Origin of the sequence: Pseudomonas sp. G11, from assembly GCF_029457515.1 — a bacterium.
Classification (GTDB): domain Bacteria; phylum Pseudomonadota; class Gammaproteobacteria; order Pseudomonadales; family Pseudomonadaceae; genus Aquipseudomonas; species Aquipseudomonas gorinensis.
Map to the genome: position 1 here is coordinate 1,989,033 of NZ_CP120377.1, position 17,103 is coordinate 2,006,135.

The following is a 17,103-nucleotide window of genomic DNA, read 5'->3' on the forward strand; positions in this document are numbered from 1 at the left end:
CGTAGTCCGCCCTGCAGCGAGAGCCCTGGCATGTGTGAATTATTGGGCATGAGTGCCAACGTCCCCACCGATATCGTATTCAGCTTTACCGGGCTGATGCAGCGCGGCGGGCGTACCGGGCCCCATCGCGACGGTTGGGGCATTGCCTTCTACGAAGGCCGTGGCCTGCGCCTGTTCCAGGACCCGGCCGCCAGCAGCGAATCGGAAGTCGCGCTGCTGGTGCAGCGTTATCCCATCAAGAGTGAAGTGGTGATCGGCCATATCCGCCAGGCCAACGTCGGCAAGGTGAGCCTGGCCAACACCCACCCGTTCGTGCGCGAACTGTGGGGGCGCAACTGGTGTTTCGCCCATAATGGCCAGTTGGCGGACTTCAACCCGCGCGCCACGTTCTACCGCCCGGTGGGTGATACCGATAGCGAGGCGGCGTTCTGCGACCTGCTTAACCGCGTACGCGAGGCATTCCCGGAGCCAGTCGATATTGAGCAGATGCTGCCGGACCTGATCGCCGCCTGCGCCGAATACCGCAGCAAAGGCGTGTTCAACTGCCTGCTCAGCGATGGCGACTGGTTGTTCTGCTACTGCTCGACCAAACTGGCGCAGATCACCCGACGCGCCCCGTTTGGCCCGGCACGCCTGAAAGATGTCGACGTGATTGTCGATTTTCAGGCCGAAACCACCCCCAATGATGTGGTCACGGTGATTGCCACCGAGCCGCTGACCGACAACGAAAACTGGACCCGCTACGAACCGGGCCAATGGAGCCTGTGGCGACGCGGTGAATGCGTCAGCCAGGGCATTACCGAGTAGGGACATCGATTATGTTGCTCAGCTATTTGCGACTGGTGCTGTTTGCCATTGGCTTGTTGGTCGGTGTGCAAGTGCCGGGTTTTATCAACGACTACGCCAAGCGCGTCGAAGCCCACCTGATCGAGGCCCAGACCGGCCTGCGCGGGTTTGAGTCCACTGCGCAGCAGTTCTTCAATGGCGACTTGCAGGCCCTGGTGGCCCACTACCGCGCCAGCGACGACCCGGTGTTCCAGAGCGATGCCAAGAGCCTGGGGGCGATGCTCGATCGCCAGGTGGCGTTGGACAAGCAATTCCAGGCCATGCAAGGCCCGTGGTACATCCGCGCCCTGCAAGTGGCGGTGGCCGCCGACCCGGATATTCGCCTGGAAACCTGGAACGGCTACAGCTACCAGATCCTGCTGACCCCCGAGGCCATGGGCTGGGGCCTGGGTGGGGCGATGTTGCTGTCGTTTGGCCTGGAGTGCCTGTTCCGCTTGATCGACTGGGTGGTGTTGGGCGGCAAGCGCCTGCGTCAGAGCCGGCCGATTGAAGAGCGGGACCTCAAGGGCCTGTAACGGTCACCGCAAGTCTAAATGTGGGAGGGGGCTTGCCCCCGATGGCGGTGGTTCAGTCACTGATGTATTGACTGACACACTGCTATCGGGGGCAAGCCCCCTCCCACATTGGATTGGGTTCCTTCAGTTGCTGAGCACCATCCGCTCTTCGCCAACCTCTTCGGCATACCTGGCCACCACCTTCTGGCACAACCCCACAATTTCCTCCACCAACTCCACCCCCACGCGCCACGACACCACCACCTGCAAGTTCGGCAGTTTCTGCGCCATGGGCAACATCACCAATTCACCGCGTGCCAGTTCTTCGATGACCAGCACGGGTGGCAGTGCGCCAATCCCGAAGCCATCGCGCAGCAGGCGGGTAATCGCCGATACCGAATTCACACAGTTCATCCGTGGCGCGGCAACGCCATTGGCCTGCATCAGGCTGAGCACGTCCTGATGGGGGTGGGAGTTTTTCGAGTAGGTGATGATGCGTTCCTGGGCCAGTTCGGCGAGGGACGCGTAGTCGCGGTTGTAGATCGATTGGCTGGCGACGATCCAGGCCATGGGGTGGCTGGCCAGTTCCAGGCTGCGCACGGTCTCCAGGCGGAGCAGGTCAGTTTGCAGGATCAGGTCGAGGAAGCCTTTTTGCAGCTGATCGCTGAGGTTGAGTGCGGTATCGGCGATCAATTCGATTTCCACCCGCGGGAACTGGTCCATCAATTCGGCGACCAATGGGCTCAGCCAAGTGTGGATCACCGTGTCCATCGCGCCGATACGGATGCGCCCGACCTTGCTGCTGGTGGTCTCCAGGGACTGCTTCAGGCCCTGCATGGTCACCATCATCTGCTCGGCATAATCGAGCACCTTCAAGCCTTCCGGGGTCAGGCTCACGCCCCGCGAATCACGCAGAAACAGCTTCACCCCCAGTTCGCTCTCCAGCACCGCAATGCGGCTGGAAATCGAGGCCTGGGTGGTGAACAGCTTCTCGGCGGTCAGGCGAAAACTCTTGAGCTTGGCCACCCAGACGAAGGTTTCGAGGAACTTCAAATTCATGGGATCAACTTTTTCTTATGCATGGATCGGTTTTTATTAGTTGGACGCCGCACCGGGCAAACGCCAAAAATCGAGCCATTCCACGATAAGCGTCGTTGGGGTATCAGGACAAGTTGCGAGTTCTGTGTAAAAAATCCCACACTACAAAAAAACAAAGCCTACAGGAGCAACCACCGTGAGCCGCCTGCTATTGAACTGCGACATCGGCGAAAGCTTTGGCAACTGGACCCTGGGTCTGGATGCCGAGGTCATGCCGTTCATCGATTGCGCCAACGTGGCTTGCGGTTTTCATGCCGGCGACCCGAGCATCATGCGCAAGACCGTCAGCCTGGCCCTCAAACACGGCGTACAGGTCGGCGCGCACCCGGCGTACCAGGACCTGCAAGGTTTCGGCCGCCGTTCCATGGCCTACACCCCCCAGGAAATCCAGGACCTGTTGCACTACCAGATCGGCGCGCTGGAGGGCATCTGCCGCGCCCAGGGCGGGCGTGTCAGTTACGTCAAACCCCATGGCGCGATGTACAACGACATGATGGCCAACCCGGCGCAGTTGCGTGCAGTGATCCAGGCCGTGGCCGCCTACGGCGACCTGCCGCTGATGCTGCTGGCCACCCGCGACAACAGCGCGGCCCAGGCGCTGGGTGACGAATACGGGGTGATCCTGTGGTTCGAGGCGTTCGCCGACCGTGCCTACGATCCCAACGGTCATCTGGTTTCGCGTCAATTGCCGGGTGCGGTGCACCACGATCCGGAGGTCATCGTCCAGCAATCCTTGACCCTCTCCCGTGGCGAACCCCTGACCGCCAGCGACGGCAGCCCGTTGGTCTTGCAGGCCAACACCCTATGTGTGCACGGTGACAACGCCAGTTCGATCGCCGCCGTGCAGCGCATCCGCGAGGCATTGAAGTCAGCATGAAGCCACGGATTGAAGTGGTGGCGATCGACTGCCTGATGGTGCGTCTGTTCGAGGTGATTGCCGAAGCCAACATGCCGTGGATGCTCGCCGCCACCCAGCGCTTGCGCAGCGGTTTTGGCACGGCGCTGGTGGATCTGGTGCCGTCCTACACCACCTTGATGGTGCATTACGACCTCACTGCGTTGAGCCCGGCGCAAGCACGGGGATTGATCGACCAGGCGCTGACCGGCCTGCAACCCCAGGCCCAGGGCAGTGGCCAGTGCCATGTGCTGCCGGTGTGGTATGACCTGAGCGTCGGGCCTGAGCTGAGCTTGCTCAGCCGGCGCAGCGGCCTTTCGGTGGAGGATGTCATCCGCCGCCACAGTGCCCACGAATACCAGGTATTTGCCCTCGGCTTCGCTCCCGGTTTTGCCTTTATGGGCTTGGTGGACGAAGCCCTCGCCACTGCGCGTCTCAACACCCCGCGCAAACGCGTGGCGGCCGGCAGCGTGGGCATTGCCGAACGGCAAACCGCCGCCTATCCGGTGGTCTCCCCTGGTGGTTGGAACCTGATTGGCCGCACCCCGGCCAAGTTGTTTGACCGCGAGCGCGACGGCTACAGCCTGATGCAACCGGGCGACACGGTGCGTTTTGCCGCCGTCAGCCACGCCGAGTTTATCAACCTGGGTGGCGATGACACGCCGTTGGAGGCGCAGGCATGAGCCGCTTGATCATCGAGGCCAGCACCCCGCTGTGCTTGTTGCAGGACGCCGGACGTTTTGGCGTGCGCCACCTGGGCGTGACCCAGGGCGGTGCGCTGGATTGGGTGTCGATGTCCTGGGCCAATTGGCTGCTGGACAATGCGCTGGATGCGCCGGTGGTGGAAATTACCCTCGGCGGCTTTACCGTACAGGCCGAGGAATATTGCTTGCTGGCCTTGGCCGGCGCGGACCTGGGCGCCTACATCGATGAGCGTGCGATCAGCCCTGGGCGCAGTTTTATCCTGCAAAAGGGTCAGCGTTTGCGCTTTACCCAACCGTTCAGCGGCGCGCGGGCTTACCTGGCTGCACCGGGTGGGTTTGATGCGCCGGATGTGCTGGGCAGTTGCGCCACCGTGGTACGGGAGGAACTGGGTGGCTTGAACGGCTTTGGCGAGGCGTTGGCCGAAGGCGCGCGGTTGGCCTATTCCGGTACCGGCGCAGCGATGAAAGTGCTGAGCACGCCGGCGTTGCCAGCCAAGGCGCCGCTGGATGTGATCGTCGGCGCCCAAATTGGTCAGTTCAGCGGCCAGAGCCTGTTCGATGCCTTCAATACCGACTGGACTCTGGACAGTCGCGCCGACCGCATGGGCATGCGCTTGCTGGGCACGCCGTTGCAGTACCAGGGGCCGTCACTGATTTCCGAAGGGATTCCGTTGGGCGCGATCCAGGTGCCGCCGGATGGGCAGCCGATTGTGTTGCTCAATGATCGGCAGACGATCGGCGGCTATCCGCGCCTGGGCGCGTTGACGCCACTGGCGTTGGCGCGCCTGGCGCAGTGCCTGCCGGGGGAGAAGGTGAGGCTGGCGCCGGTGGTGCAGGAAACGGCGCATCGGCAGCAGGTGGATTTTTTACGCCGGTTCATTTGAGCGCTGTTATGGCGCCCGAATGACGGTCAGGATTAGTCTCACATGCCTGATGGGCATTGCCGTCTTGGTTCGAGTGGGTGCATGTGGAAGTCTTAGTGCTTCATTCACTAGGGTTCCAACATGCGCTACTTGAAAATCTATGCACAGGATGTCCTCGATAATGATGTGCCCGATGTGGTCAGTCTGGAGTTTCATGACGATACCCACACCCCGACTCTCGTCCGGCAGGCCACGGCCTTCGATATTACCGATGACGGGCAGCTGGATTGGGTGATTGCCGATGATGTGAACCAGGATGGCGTCATCGATGCCGTCGACCGGGCACTGGCAATTGAACTGGCCCAATTGTTTGTTGAGTTCAATTGGTTCAGCCTCGACGCACCTTTCGACAAATACTTAAAGGTGTTTGCCCGCGACTTTGGCGGCAACGGCATACCCGACACCGTGCGTCTGCACTTTCACCAGGGCGAGGGCGCACCTACGGATGAAAGCATTGTCTACACCGCGGCGATTTACGGGGACGACAATGGCCTAGGCAGTGTTTCGATCAATCAGGATGTCAATAATGACGGCAAGGTCACCCACAAGGATGCTGAATTGCTCAAACAGTTTTCCGCGCTGTTTCTGAAGTTCGGTTGGATCGACGCCGAGCGCTGCTGAAAGCAAACCTGTAGCTTCGAGGGCTACAGGTTGCGGCTACTTCGACAAAAACCGCATCCCTTCTTCCAGCCCGCGCAAGGTGAGCGGATACATCTGATCCTCGACCAGCTCCCGCACAATCCCCGTCGATGCCGTATAACCCCACGTATCCTTGGGATACGGGTTAATCCAGATCAGCTTCTTGTACTTGGCCATGAAGCGCTGCATCCACACATACCCCGGCTCTTCATTCCAGTGTTCGACGCTGCCGCCGGCCTGGGTAATTTCATACGGTGCCATCGACGCATCGCCGATAAAGATCACTTTGTAGTCGGCGCCATACTTGTGCAGCAGATCCTGGGTGGAGGTGCGTTCCGACGTGCGGCGCTGGTTGTTCTTCCACACCGACTCGTACACGAAGTTGTGGAAGTAGAAATACTCCAGGTGCTTGAACTCGGTCTTGCACGCCGAGAACAGTTCTTCGCAGATTTTTACGTGGGCATCCATCGAGCCGCCGATATCGAACAGCAACAATAGCTTGATGGTGTTACGCCGTTCCGGGCGCATCTGGATATTCAGCAGCCCGGCATCGCGGGCGGTGTGGTCGATGGTACCGTCGATATCCAGCTCTTCGGCAGCGCCCTGGCGCGCGAACTTGCGCAGGCGGCGCAGGGCGATCTTGATATTGCGCGTACCCAACTCGACCTGATCGTCGAGGTTCTTGTACTCGCGCTGATCCCAGACTTTTACCGCCTTGCCCTGGCGCTTGCCAGCGTCGCCGACGCGAATGCCTTCAGGGTTGTAGCCGCCGGAGCCGAACGGGCTGGTACCGCCGGTGCCGATCCACTTGTTACCGCCTGCGTGACGTTCCTTCTGTTCTTCCAGGCGTTTCTTGAACGCTTCGATCAGCTTGTCCAGGCCGCCCAGGGACTGGATCTGCGCGCGTTCTTCGTCGCTCAGCGAGCGCTCGAATTCCTTGCGCAGCCAGTCTTCGGGGATCAGCGCCTGCAGGTGGTCGTCGAGCTTTTCCAGGCCGTTGAAATAGGCGCTGAAGGCGCGGTCGAACTTGTCGAAGTGCCGCTCGTCCTTCACCAGGATCGCCCGGGCCAAGTAGTAAAACTCGTCCATGTCGGCGAAGGTCACGCGCTGCTTGAGCGCGTTGATCAGGTCGAGCAGCTCGCGCACCGACACCGGCACCTTGGCGGCACGCATCTCGTTGAACAGGTTGAGCAACATTAGCGATTACCGCGACGGCTCATGAACGCCAGACGTTCCAGCAACTGCACGTCTTGCTCGTTCTTGACCAAGGCACCGGCCAGGGGCGGGATGGCCTTGGTGGGGTCGCGCTCGCGCAGCACGGCTTCGCCGATATTGTCGGCCATCAACAACTTGAGCCAGTCCACCAGTTCGGAGGTGGAGGGCTTTTTCTTCAGGCCCGGTACTTTGCGCACGTCGAAGAACACGTCCAGCGCTTCGCTGACCAGGTCTTTCTTGATGTCGGGGTAGTGCACGTCGACGATCTTTTGCAGGGTGGTGCGGTCGGGGAAGGCGATGTAGTGGAAGAAGCAGCGGCGCAGGAACGCGTCCGGCAGCTCTTTTTCGTTGTTGGAGGTAATGATGATGATCGGGCGTTTCTTGGCCTTGATGGTCTCGTCGATTTCGTAGACGTAGAACTCCATCTTGTCGAGTTCTTGCAGCAGGTCGTTGGGGAACTCGATGTCGGCCTTGTCGATTTCATCGATCAGCAGGATCACCCGCTCTTCGGACTCGAAGGCTTCCCAGAGCTTGCCCTTCTTCAGGTAGTTGCGCACGTCGTGCACCTTGTCCACGCCCAATTGCGAGTCGCGCAGCCGGCTGACCGCGTCGTACTCATACAGGCCCTGGTGGGCCTTGGTGGTGGACTTGATGTGCCAGGTGATCAGCTTGGCACCGAAGGATTCGGCCAGTTGCTCGGCGAGCATGGTCTTGCCGGTGCCCGGCTCGCCCTTGACCAGCAACGGGCGCTCCAGGGTGATGGCAGCGTTGACGGCCAGTTTCAGGTCATCGGTGGCAACGTAGGCCTGGGTGCCTTCGAACTTCATCGGTCATTCCTCGAATTCATCAATGCCCGGACTATACCGCGCGGCCCCGGCGACTGTGAACGCAGACGGGTTATTCAGTCTCTGAATGGCGGGTCACACATCCATTAGGCGCGTGGTTCAGTCAGCACTGGGCTTGGGCTGTTCATAGCGCGCATTGAATGCTTGGATAAAACCGTTACGCAAAATCGCCAAAAATGCAGAGAACGCGCTGACATTTTGCTGATGCACGCTGCCACTGAGTTCCACGCGGGTGGCGAACTGGTTCTTCGCCTGGTTCTTCAGCACGGTCTCGCTGGTGCCCACCACGGCCTCCCAGATCGAACGAAAGATGTTCTTGTCCTTGTTCTCCACATCCTGCTGCCAGTCGAAGACCTCTACATCACGCAGCAGCGGCTTGATGTACCCGGTCAATTGGCCTTTTTCCGCCTGGGCCTCGATCACCACATCCCCGGTACCGGCCTTGAAGTCGAACTTGCCATAGGCCGAGGCGAAGTCATTCATGCGCTTGAGCTGCAAGTCCCTGGCGCGAAAGCGAAACTCGAAATTCTCGAAATTGCTCAGCGGGTCGAAGGTGGCGGTGGCTTCCAGCGGGGCCTGGCCTTGCAGCAGGGCCTTGCCGTCGAACCGCGCGTCGCGCCGGCCTTTGACGTTCACCACATTGGTCAGGTTGTAGAAGCTGGCGTTGACGTCGGTCGCGTCGATCTTCACCACGGGTTTGGAACTGAAGTTGTGGAAGGCGATCTTGCCGTCCTCAATACGCACCTCATCGAGGGTGATGGGGGCCAACTTACTCAGCTGCTCGCGCCAGTCGGTGCCTTTACCGGTCTGGGAGGCTTGCTTGTTGGCGCCGCCGTCGACGAAGTTCACTTCGGGCTGGATAAACAGCACTTTGGCCACCACCGCGTGGTCGTACCAAAGAGAGTGCCAGCTTACTGCCAGGTCGATCAGCGGCGCCTTGACGAACGGGACGGGCACCTTGCCGTCGACCTTGATGATCTCAAGGCCGTTGATCCTGTACGCGCCACGCCACAGCGCGAGGTCCACGTCGGTAACCTGGCCGCGGTAATCGCCCATGTCGGCGAGCTTGTCATTCAGGTAGTTACGCACCAGATAGGGCAGCGCGATGCTCACGGCGACCAGGACCACCAGTAATCCGGCAATGGTCCAGAGTGGCCAGCTGTAGCGACGTTTCATGGGGCAGTTCTCCTTGCGGGTAGGAGATGGACTGTTGGGACACGCGCAACGTTCCTCTGACTGGACGCTTGGCGGCACGAGGCATACCCTTGGAACCTTTCTTGAAATCGCCCAATAGGACCCGCCATGAGCCGCATTTTTGCAGACAACGCGCACTCCATCGGTAACACGCCCCTGGTTCAGATCAACCGTATCGCACCGCGTGGCGTGACCATCCTGGCCAAGATCGAAGGGCGTAACCCAGGTTATTCGGTGAAGTGCCGCATTGGCGCAAACATGATCTGGGACGCCGAAAGCACCGGCAAACTCAAGCCGGGCATGACCATTGTCGAGCCGACTTCCGGCAATACCGGTATTGGCCTGGCCTTCGTTGCCGCGGCCCGTGGCTACAAGTTGGTGTTGACCATGCCAGCGTCCATGAGCATCGAGCGGCGCAAAGTGCTCAAGGCCCTCGGTGCCGAACTGGTGTTGACCGAACCGGCCAAGGGCATGAAGGGCGCGATTGAGAAAGCCGGCGAAATCCTCGCCAGCGACCCGGCCAGCTACTTTATGCCGGCCCAGTTCGACAACCCGGCCAACCCGGCGATCCACGAGAAAACCACCGGCCCGGAAATCTGGAACGACACCGATGGCGCCGTGGATGTATTGGTGGCGGGGGTGGGGACGGGCGGCACCATTACCGGTGTGTCGCGTTACATCAAGAACATCGCGGGCAAGCCGATCCTGTCGGTGGCCGTCGAACCCATGGTGTCGCCGGTGATCACGCAGGCGCTGGCCGGTGAGGAGATCAAGCCCAGCCCGCACAAGATCCAGGGCATCGGCGCCGGGTTCGTGCCGAAAAACCTCGACCTGTCGATGGTTGACCGTGTGGAACTGGTGACCGATGAGGAATCCAAGGCGATGGCCCTGCGCCTGATGCAGGAAGAGGGCATCCTGTGCGGTATTTCCTGCGGCGCGGCCATGGCCGTGGCCGTGCGCCTGGCGGAAAAACCGGAAATGCAGGGCAAGACCATCGTGGTGATCCTGCCGGACTCCGGTGAGCGCTACCTGTCGAGCATGCTGTTCAGCGATTTGTTTACCGACCAGGAAAACCAGGCTTGATGTGATCGCCTGTGGCAAGTAGATGGGGTTATTGTGGGATGAGCAGGCTTGTTGCGGCGAGCGGGCCTGTTGCGGCGAGCGGGCCTGTTGTGGCGAGCAGGTTTGTTGTGGCGAGCGGGCTTGCCCCGCGTTGGGCTGCGTAGCAGCCCCAAAACCACGCACCGCGGTGTGTCAGTTAAAAACACATCGCCTGTAATGGGGCCGCTTCGCGCCCCAACGCGGGGCAAGCCCGCTCGCCACAAGAGGTGGGCTTGCCATACCAAGCCCGCTCGCCACAGCAGCGTCGCTTGCAATGTTTGATTTGTGTCAGCCGGCCCGCCCGGGCCTTCTGCATAATGGCCCAAGTGTTTATCATGGCCGGCTGCTACGTCTGGTTTCCCGTTGACGGGAGGTTGCTGGCCAGGCGCTTATTTCCAGGAGTTGCTGCATGACCTTTTCTTTGGCCGCCAAACTGTCGGTGTTGCTGGTGTTTATCGGCAGCACGCTGTATGTGCATCTGCGCGGCAAGGCCCGTTTGCCGATGTTGCGTCAGTTCGTCAACCATTCGGCGCTGTTCGCCCCGTATAACGCCTTGATGTACCTGTTCTCGGCGGTGCCGTCCAAGCCGTACCTGGACCGTAGCAAGTTCCCGGAACTGGACGTGCTCAAGGACAACTGGGAAGTGATCCGCGAAGAGGCCATGCACCTGTTCGACGAGGGTTACATTCGCGCCGCTGAAAAGAACAATGACGCCGGTTTCGGTTCGTTCTTCAAGAAGGGCTGGAAGCGTTTCTACCTCAAGTGGTACGACAAACCGCTGCCATCGGCCGAGGCGCTGTGCCCGAAGACCGTGGCATTGGTCAGCAGCATTCCCAACGTCAAGGGCGCAATGTTTGCGCTGTTGCCCGGCGGCAGCCACTTGAACCCGCACCGCGATCCGTTTGCCGGGTCCCTGCGTTATCACTTGGGGCTGTCCACGCCGAACTCCGACGACTGCCGCATCTTTGTCGACGGCCAGGTCTATGCCTGGCGCGACGGTGAGGACGTGATGTTCGACGAAACCTACGTGCACTGGGTCAAGAACGAGACCGAGAAGACTCGCGTGATCCTGTTCTGCGATATCGAGCGGCCGTTGAGCAACCGCCTGATGACCCGCATCAACCGTTGGGTCAGCCAGCAACTGGGGCGCGCCACGGCACCCCAGAACCTGGATGATGAACGCGTCGGCGGCATCAACCAGGCCTACGCCTGGAGCAAGACCTTCAGCGACAAGTTCAGCGGTGTGGTCAAGCAGTGGAAGCGCAAGCACCCGAAGGCTTACCGCATTGCGCGGCCGGTGCTGGCGGTGGTCGTCCTGGTACTGCTGTGGAAATGGCTGTTCGGCTGATCTGATGTGGGAGGGGGCTTGCCCCCGATGGCGGTGTGTCAGGCTAAATATTTTTGCCTGATCCACCGCTATCGGGGGCAAGCCCCCTCCCACATTTGACCTCCAGCGATCTTTAGCTGGCGATCAACTGGCGCAGCACATAGTGCAGGATGCCCCCGGCCTTGAAGTATTCCACTTCATTGAGGGTATCGATCCGGCACAACACCTCGACCTTCTCGCTGCTGCCATCCTCCCGGGTAATCACCAGCGTCAGGTTCATCCGCGGCACGATCTCCACGTTTGTGAGCCCCAGGATGTCGATCTTCTCCTTGCCGGTCAGCTTCAGCGCCTTGCGGTTCTGATCCAGCTTGAACTGCAGCGGCAGCACGCCCATGCCCACCAGGTTGGAACGGTGAATCCGTTCGAAACTCTCGGCGATCACCGCCTTGACGCCCAGCAGGTTGGTGCCCTTGGCGGCCCAGTCGCGGCTTGACCCGGTGCCGTATTCCTGGCCGGCGATCACCACCAGTGGCGTGCCGCTGGCCTGGTACTGCATGGCGGCGTCGTAGATCGACATTTTCTCGCCCGTGGGGATATACAGCGTGTTGCCGCCTTCTTCGCCACCGAGCATTTCATTGCGGATACGGATATTGGCGAACGTGCCGCGCATCATCACTTCGTGGTTGCCCCGGCGTGAGCCGTAGGAGTTGAAGTCGCGCGGTTCCACACCCTGTTCACGCAGGTAGCGGCCGGCAGGGCTGTCGGCCTTGATATTGCCGGCCGGGGAGATGTGGTCTGTGGTCACCGAGTCGCCCAGCAGCGCCAGCACGTTGGCGCCCTTGATGTCTTTGATCACCGGCAGTGGCCCGCCAATGTCATCGAAGAACGGTGGGTGCTGGATGTAGGTGGAGTCCTTCTGCCACACGTAGGTCGCGGCTTGCGGCACTTCGATTGCTTGCCACTGCTCATCACCGGCAAACACTTCGGCGTATTCCTTGTGGAACATGACGGTGCTGACCTGGGCCACGGCATCCGCGATTTCCTGGCTGCTCGGCCAGATGTCCTTGAGGTACACCGGATTGCCATCCTGGTCGTTACCCAAAGGCTCGCTGCTGATATCGATGCGTACCGTGCCGGCCAGGGCATAGGCCACCACCAGGGGCGGGGAGGCCAGCCAGTTGGTTTTCACCAGCGGGTGCACGCGGCCTTCGAAGTTACGGTTGCCGGACAGCACCGAAGCGACGGCGAGGTCGGCTTTCTGGATGGCTTTTTCAATCGGCTCGGGCAACGGCCCGGAGTTGCCGATACAGGTGGTGCAACCGTAGCCCACCAGGTCGAAGCCGAGCTTGTCGAGGTATTGGGTAAGACCGGCGGCCTTGTAGTAGTCGGTGACCACCTTGGAACCCGGCGCCAACGAGGTTTTTACCCAGGGCTTGCGGGTGAGACCTTTCTCCACGGCCTTTTTTGCCACCAGCCCGGCAGCCATCATCACGCTGGGGTTGGAGGTGTTGGTGCAAGAGGTGATGGCGGCGATCACCACGGCGCCGTTTTTCAGGCGATAGGTGTGGCCGTCGTCTTCATAGTCGGTTTCGCCGACCAGATCGGCATTGCCCACGGCGACACCACCGCCGCCTTCACTTTCCAGGCGGCCTTCTTCCTTGTTGGTGGGTTTGAATTGCAGGTCGAGGAAGTCACTGAAGGCTTGGCCGACATTGGGCAGCGATACCCGGTCCTGCGGGCGTTTTGGCCCCGCCAGGCTGGCCTCGACGCTGCCCATGTCCAAGGCCAGGCTGTCGGTGAACACTGGCTCCTGGCCGGCGTTGCGCCACAGCCCCTGGGCCTTGGTGTAAGCCTCGACCAATTTGACGGTTTCAGCCGGGCGACCGGATAGACGCAGGTAGTCCAACGTCACGTCGTCCACCGGGAAAAAGCCGCAGGTGGCGCCATATTCCGGGGCCATATTGGCGATGGTCGCGCGGTCCGCCAGGGGCAGGTCGGCCAGGCCGTCGCCGTAGAATTCGACGAATTTGCCCACCACGCCTTTTTTACGCAGCATCTGGGTAACGGTCAGCACCAGGTCGGTGGCGGTAATGCCTTCTTTCAGCTTGCCAGTGAGCTTGAAGCCGATCACTTCCGGGATCAGCATCGATACCGGCTGCCCGAGCATCGCGGCTTCCGCTTCGATACCGCCCACGCCCCAGCCCAATACGCCAAGGCCGTTGATCATGGTGGTGTGGGAGTCAGTCCCGACCAGGGTGTCGGGGAACGCATAGGTACGGCCGTCTTCGTCCTTGGTCCACACAGTGCGGCCAAGGTATTCGAGGTTGACCTGATGGCAGATGCCGGTGCCCGGCGGCACCACGCTGAAGTTGTCGAAGGCGCTCTGGCCCCAGCGCAGGAAGGCATAGCGTTCGCCGTTGCGCTGCATTTCGATGTCGACGTTCTGTTCGAAGGCACGGGTAGTGCCAAACTTGTCGACCATCACCGAGTGGTCGATGACCAGGTCCACGGGGGAGAGCGGGTTGATACGTTGCGGGTCGCCACCGGCCTTGGCCACGGCAGCGCGCATGGCGGCGAGGTCGACCACGGCGGGAACGCCGGTAAAGTCTTGCATCAATACCCGGGCCGGGCGGTACTGGATCTCTCGGTCGGACTGGCGCTCTTTGAGCCAGGCAGCGATGGCCTTGAGGTCGGTGCCGGTGACGGTCTTGTCGTCTTCCCAGCGCAGCAGGTTTTCCAGCAGCACTTTGAGGGACATCGGCAGCTTATCCAGGTCGCCCAGGCTCTTGGCGGCTTCGGGCAGGCTGAAATAGTGATAAGTCTTATCGTCGATTTGCAGGGTTTTAAGGGTTCTCAGGCTATCAAGGGATGACATTACATGACTCCTTATGGTCCGCACGGCTACGGACCTGACGGGACTAACAGAGCTATCAAACTAGCCCTGTTTTCAGTAGCTGGCTAATTACTGGACTCTATGGACAGAACCAAGGTTCCGAACTCGGCTATCATGCGCGCGTTTTCATGACAGGCATTGCGATAGCGCAAGTCAGTTGATTCACCAGGAGAGTCGATGAACACCCTTTTTATGCACTGCCGTCCGGGGTTTGAGGGCGAAGTCTGTTCCGAGATCGCGGAGCACGCCGCACGCCTGAATGTTTCGGGCTACGCCAAGGCCAAGACCGGCAGCGCCTGCGCCGAATTTGTCTGCACCGAAGAAGACGGCGCCCAGCGCCTGATGCACGGCCAGCGTTTTGCCGAGCTGATCTTCCCCAGGCAGTGGGCGCGCGGGGTATTTATCGATTTGCCGGAAACCGATCGCATCAGCGTGATCCTCACGCACCTGCGCGATTTCCCGGTGTGCGGCAGTGTGTGGCTAGAGATGGTCGATACCAACGATGGCAAGGAACTCTCGAACTTCTGCAAGAAATTCGAAGTGCACCTGCGCAAAGCCCTGTTGGGGGCCGGCAAGCTGGTGGACGACCCGAGCAAGCCGCGCCTGCTGCTGACCTTCAAGAGCGGCCGCGAAGTGTTCATGGGCCTGGCCGAGTCGAACAACTCGGCAATGTGGCCGATGGGCATCCCGCGCCTGAAATTCCCGCGTGACGCGCCCAGCCGCTCGACCCTGAAGCTGGAAGAGGCCTGGCACCACTTTATCCCCCGCGACCAGTGGGATGAGCGCCTGCATGGCGACATGACCGGTGTCGACCTCGGTGCCGCCCCCGGTGGCTGGACCTGGCAACTGGTGAACCGTGGCATGCTGGTGACCGCCATCGACAACGGCCCCATGGCCGAAAGCCTGATGGACACCGGCCTGGTGCAACACCTGATGGCTGACGGCTTCACTTTCGTGCCCAAGCAGCCCGTGGATTGGATGGTGTGCGACATCGTCGAGAAGCCGGCGCGCAACGCCGCGCTGCTGGAAACCTGGATCGGCGAAGGCTATTGCCGTGAGGCCGTGGTGAACCTGAAGTTGCCGATGAAGCAGCGTTACGCCGAGGTGAAGCGCCTGCTCGAACGCATCGAAGAGGGCTTCAAGGCGCGTGGTATTCGGGTGGAGATCGGCTGCAAGCAGCTGTACCACGACCGTGAAGAAGTGACCTGCCACCTGCGTCGGTTGGTGGATGTGAAGAAAACCAAGGCCCGCTAAACTGAGCGCCGGTTTCAGGAGTAGACAATGAGCGATATTTTCGACACCGCCGTTGATGGCACCCTCGACGCAACGGGCCTCAACTGCCCGGAGCCGGTGATGATGCTGCACCAGCACATCCGCGACCTGCCGCCTGGCGGCTTGCTCAAGGTGATCGCCACCGACCCGTCGACCCGCCGCGATATTCCCAAGTTCTGCGTATTTCTCGACCATGAACTGGTGGAGCAGCAGGAACGGGCCGGGACCTACCTGTACTGGATTCGCAAAAAGGTTGATTAAGCCCGTGCCTTGTCCAGGCGAATGCGCCGCCGCGCGCTGCGGGCCAGGCGCACCACCAGCATCCCCGCCGCGCAGCTGAGGCCGACGATCAGCCCCTGCCACAAGCCGCTGGGGCCGTTGGGCGCGCCCAGCCATTCGGTCAGCCCGAGGGCATAGCCGACCGGCAGGCCCACGCCCCAATAGGCAAACAACGTCAGCACCATGGTCACCCGCGTGTCCTGATACCCACGCAGGGCACCGGCGGCGGTGACCTGGATCGCATCGGAAAACTGGAACAGCGCGGCAAACACGATCAGCATCGATGCCACCTGTACCACCCGTGGGTCCGCTGTATAGATCGTGGCGATCTGCTCGCGAAACAGCAGCATCAGGCTGCACGACAGGCAGGCATAGGCCAGCGCAGTGCCCATGCCGACCCCGGCCGCGAAGCGTGCCTCTCGCGGTTCCCCGCGCCCCAGGGCCTGGCCGACGCGCACGGTGACCGCCATGCTCAGGGAGTAGGGGATCATGAACACCAGCGAACTGAAGTTCAGCGCGATCTGGTGCCCGGCCACCACGGTGGCGCCGAGGCTACCGATCAACAGGGCGATCACCGCGAAGATGCTCGATTCGGCAAAGATCGCAATACCGATCGGCAGGCCGATGGCCAGTACGCGCTTGATCACCGCCCACTGCGGCCAGTCGAAACGCTTGAACAACTCGCTGCTCTGATAGGCCGGCGCCCAACGGGTCCAGGCCGCCATGCCGAGCATCATTACCCACATCACGATTGCCGTGGCCCAGCCACAGCCGACGCCACCCATGGCCGGCACGCCGAAATGGCCGTAGATGAACACGTAGTTCAGCGGAATATTCAGCGCCAGCCCGCTCAGGCCCATGACCATGCTCGGGCGCGTTCGGCCCAGGCCATCGCTGAAGCAGCGCAGCACGTAGTACAGCGCGACCGCTGGCATGCCCGAGGCGATGCCATGCAGGTACCCCATGCACGGCTTGATCAGCGCGGGGTCGACGTTCATCGCGTGCAGGATCGGTTCGGCGCTGATCAGCATCAGCAACGCGGTCAAGCCGACGATCAGCCCCAGCCACAGTGATTGGCGCACCAGCGGGCCGATTTCCCGGAACGTGCCCGCGCCGAAGCGCTGGGCGACTTTGGGCGTGGTGGCCAGCAGGGTGCCGGTCATCAGCAGGAACACCGGAATCCAGATCGAGTTACCCAGGGCCACGGCCGCCAGGTCCATTGGGCTGACACGCCCGGCCATTACCGCATCGACAAAGCCCATGGCAGTGGTTGCCAGTTGGCCGATCATGATCGGCAAGGCCAGGGTCAGCAGGCTGCGCACCTCGCGGTTGATGCGGGCGGGGCGGGTGAGGGGGGCGGTGATGGCAGCGTTCACGT

Annotated in this window: 16 protein-coding genes; 10 read left to right on the forward strand and 6 right to left on the reverse strand. The window is 61.2% G+C overall.

The annotated features are described in order from the left end of the window. The first annotated feature begins 30 nt into the window (after positions 1-30). Both P2T68_RS09120 and P2T68_RS09125 read left to right on the forward strand, forming a co-directional pair. Positions 31-807: a class II glutamine amidotransferase gene (locus tag P2T68_RS09120; RefSeq protein WP_024074057.1), complete on the forward strand. Its 777-nt coding sequence runs from the start codon at positions 31-33 to the stop codon at positions 805-807. Positions 808-818: 11 nt separating this feature from the next. Beyond that, the gene (locus P2T68_RS09125) at positions 819-1,361 is read left to right on the forward strand and encodes a DUF2937 family protein (protein WP_024074058.1); all 543 of its coding nucleotides are present in this window, start codon (positions 819-821) and stop codon (positions 1,359-1,361) included. A 123-nt stretch (positions 1,362-1,484) separates the two neighbouring features. On the opposite strand, the gene P2T68_RS09130 is transcribed toward P2T68_RS09125, so the two are convergent. Then, a complete protein-coding gene (locus P2T68_RS09130) occupies positions 1,485-2,399 on the reverse strand; it encodes a LysR family transcriptional regulator (protein WP_024074059.1) in 915 nt (304 codons plus the stop codon). 175 nt (positions 2,400-2,574) lie between these two features. Here P2T68_RS09130 and P2T68_RS09135 point away from each other — a divergent pair, with 175 nt between their 5' ends. From P2T68_RS09135 to P2T68_RS09150, 4 genes are all read left to right on the forward strand, one after another. Further along, entirely contained in the window at positions 2,575-3,315 is a 741-nt protein-coding gene (locus P2T68_RS09135; RefSeq protein WP_024074060.1) for a 5-oxoprolinase subunit PxpA, read from the forward strand. After that, a complete protein-coding gene (locus tag P2T68_RS09140) occupies positions 3,312-4,016 on the forward strand; it encodes an allophanate hydrolase subunit 1 (RefSeq protein ID WP_277379265.1) in 705 nt (234 codons plus the stop codon). The genes P2T68_RS09135 and P2T68_RS09140 overlap by 4 nt, the downstream gene beginning before the upstream one ends. After that, complete coding sequence (locus tag P2T68_RS09145) at positions 4,013-4,921, forward strand: biotin-dependent carboxyltransferase family protein (protein WP_069075438.1); 909 nt, start codon at positions 4,013-4,015, stop codon at positions 4,919-4,921. The genes P2T68_RS09140 and P2T68_RS09145 overlap by 4 nt, the downstream gene beginning before the upstream one ends. 120 nt (positions 4,922-5,041) lie before the next feature. Then, positions 5,042-5,581 carry a hypothetical protein gene (locus tag P2T68_RS09150; protein ID WP_069075437.1) on the forward strand — a complete coding sequence of 180 codons (540 nt, stop codon included), beginning with the start codon at positions 5,042-5,044 and terminating at the stop codon, positions 5,579-5,581. A gap of 36 nt (positions 5,582-5,617) precedes the next feature. On the opposite strand, the gene P2T68_RS09155 is transcribed toward P2T68_RS09150, so the two are convergent. The 3 genes from P2T68_RS09155 to P2T68_RS09165 form a co-directional block, all read right to left on the reverse strand. Next, a complete protein-coding gene (locus tag P2T68_RS09155; RefSeq protein ID WP_024074064.1) occupies positions 5,618-6,796 on the reverse strand; it encodes a VWA domain-containing protein in 1,179 nt (392 codons plus the stop codon). Next, the gene (locus P2T68_RS09160) at positions 6,796-7,641 is read right to left on the reverse strand and encodes a MoxR family ATPase (RefSeq protein ID WP_003210690.1); all 846 of its coding nucleotides are present in this window, start codon (positions 7,639-7,641) and stop codon (positions 6,796-6,798) included. The genes P2T68_RS09155 and P2T68_RS09160 overlap by 1 nt, the downstream gene beginning before the upstream one ends. A gap of 117 nt (positions 7,642-7,758) precedes the next feature. Next, positions 7,759-8,835 carry a DUF748 domain-containing protein gene (locus P2T68_RS09165; protein ID WP_024074065.1) on the reverse strand — a complete coding sequence of 359 codons (1,077 nt, stop codon included), beginning with the start codon at positions 8,833-8,835 and terminating at the stop codon, positions 7,759-7,761. Between the two features lie 126 nt (positions 8,836-8,961). Here P2T68_RS09165 and cysK point away from each other — a divergent pair, with 126 nt between their 5' ends. Together cysK and P2T68_RS09175 are read left to right on the forward strand one after the other, a co-directional pair. Then, positions 8,962-9,936 (forward strand): cysteine synthase A, encoded by a 975-nt coding sequence (gene cysK / locus P2T68_RS09170; RefSeq protein ID WP_024074066.1) that lies wholly within the window; start codon positions 8,962-8,964, stop codon positions 9,934-9,936. A gap of 427 nt (positions 9,937-10,363) precedes the next feature. Then, positions 10,364-11,302, forward strand: a complete 939-nt coding sequence (locus P2T68_RS09175) for an aspartyl/asparaginyl beta-hydroxylase domain-containing protein (protein WP_168233442.1) — start codon at positions 10,364-10,366, stop codon at positions 11,300-11,302. A gap of 112 nt (positions 11,303-11,414) precedes the next feature. Here the strand turns inward: P2T68_RS09175 and acnA are convergent, their stop codons facing one another. Beyond that, complete coding sequence (acnA, locus tag P2T68_RS09180; protein WP_024074068.1) at positions 11,415-14,156, reverse strand: aconitate hydratase AcnA; 2,742 nt, start codon at positions 14,154-14,156, stop codon at positions 11,415-11,417. Between the two features lie 195 nt (positions 14,157-14,351). On the opposite strand from acnA, the gene rlmM reads away from it, so the two are divergent. After that, positions 14,352-15,428, forward strand: coding sequence for a 23S rRNA (cytidine(2498)-2'-O)-methyltransferase RlmM (gene rlmM / locus P2T68_RS09185; protein WP_024074069.1), 1,077 nt, complete (start codon positions 14,352-14,354; stop codon positions 15,426-15,428). Between the two features lie 27 nt (positions 15,429-15,455). Continuing rightward, positions 15,456-15,707, forward strand: coding sequence for a sulfurtransferase TusA (gene tusA, locus P2T68_RS09190; RefSeq protein WP_024074070.1), 252 nt, complete (start codon positions 15,456-15,458; stop codon positions 15,705-15,707). Here the strand turns inward: tusA and P2T68_RS09195 are convergent. Next, the gene (locus P2T68_RS09195) at positions 15,704-17,101 is read right to left on the reverse strand and encodes an MATE family efflux transporter (RefSeq protein ID WP_277379266.1); all 1,398 of its coding nucleotides are present in this window, start codon (positions 17,099-17,101) and stop codon (positions 15,704-15,706) included. The genes tusA and P2T68_RS09195 overlap by 4 nt on opposite strands. Positions 17,102-17,103: the final 2 nt, after the last annotated feature.

Excerpts from the sequence above, each read along its gene's own strand:
- tusA (WP_024074070.1), top strand. The coding sequence starts at position 15,456 with ATGAGCGATATTTTCGACACCGCCGTTGATGGCACCCTCGACGCAACG.
- P2T68_RS09160 (WP_003210690.1), bottom strand. The coding sequence starts at position 7,641 with ATGAAGTTCGAAGGCACCCAGGCCTACGTTGCCACCGATGACCTGAAA.
- P2T68_RS09165 (WP_024074065.1), bottom strand. The coding sequence starts at position 8,835 with ATGAAACGTCGCTACAGCTGGCCACTCTGGACCATTGCCGGATTACTG.
- P2T68_RS09130 (WP_024074059.1), bottom strand. The coding sequence starts at position 2,399 with ATGAATTTGAAGTTCCTCGAAACCTTCGTCTGGGTGGCCAAGCTCAAG.
- cysK (WP_024074066.1), top strand. The coding sequence starts at position 8,962 with ATGAGCCGCATTTTTGCAGACAACGCGCACTCCATCGGTAACACGCCC.
- P2T68_RS09150 (WP_069075437.1), top strand. The coding sequence starts at position 5,042 with ATGCGCTACTTGAAAATCTATGCACAGGATGTCCTCGATAATGATGTG.
- P2T68_RS09145 (WP_069075438.1), top strand. The coding sequence starts at position 4,013 with ATGAGCCGCTTGATCATCGAGGCCAGCACCCCGCTGTGCTTGTTGCAG.
- P2T68_RS09125 (WP_024074058.1), top strand. The coding sequence starts at position 819 with ATGTTGCTCAGCTATTTGCGACTGGTGCTGTTTGCCATTGGCTTGTTG.
- rlmM (WP_024074069.1), top strand. The coding sequence starts at position 14,352 with ATGAACACCCTTTTTATGCACTGCCGTCCGGGGTTTGAGGGCGAAGTC.
- P2T68_RS09155 (WP_024074064.1), bottom strand. The coding sequence starts at position 6,796 with ATGTTGCTCAACCTGTTCAACGAGATGCGTGCCGCCAAGGTGCCGGTG.
- P2T68_RS09120 (WP_024074057.1), top strand. The coding sequence starts at position 31 with ATGTGTGAATTATTGGGCATGAGTGCCAACGTCCCCACCGATATCGTA.
- acnA (WP_024074068.1), bottom strand. The coding sequence starts at position 14,156 with ATGTCATCCCTTGATAGCCTGAGAACCCTTAAAACCCTGCAAATCGAC.
- P2T68_RS09175 (WP_168233442.1), top strand. The coding sequence starts at position 10,364 with ATGACCTTTTCTTTGGCCGCCAAACTGTCGGTGTTGCTGGTGTTTATC.
- P2T68_RS09140 (WP_277379265.1), top strand. The coding sequence starts at position 3,312 with ATGAAGCCACGGATTGAAGTGGTGGCGATCGACTGCCTGATGGTGCGT.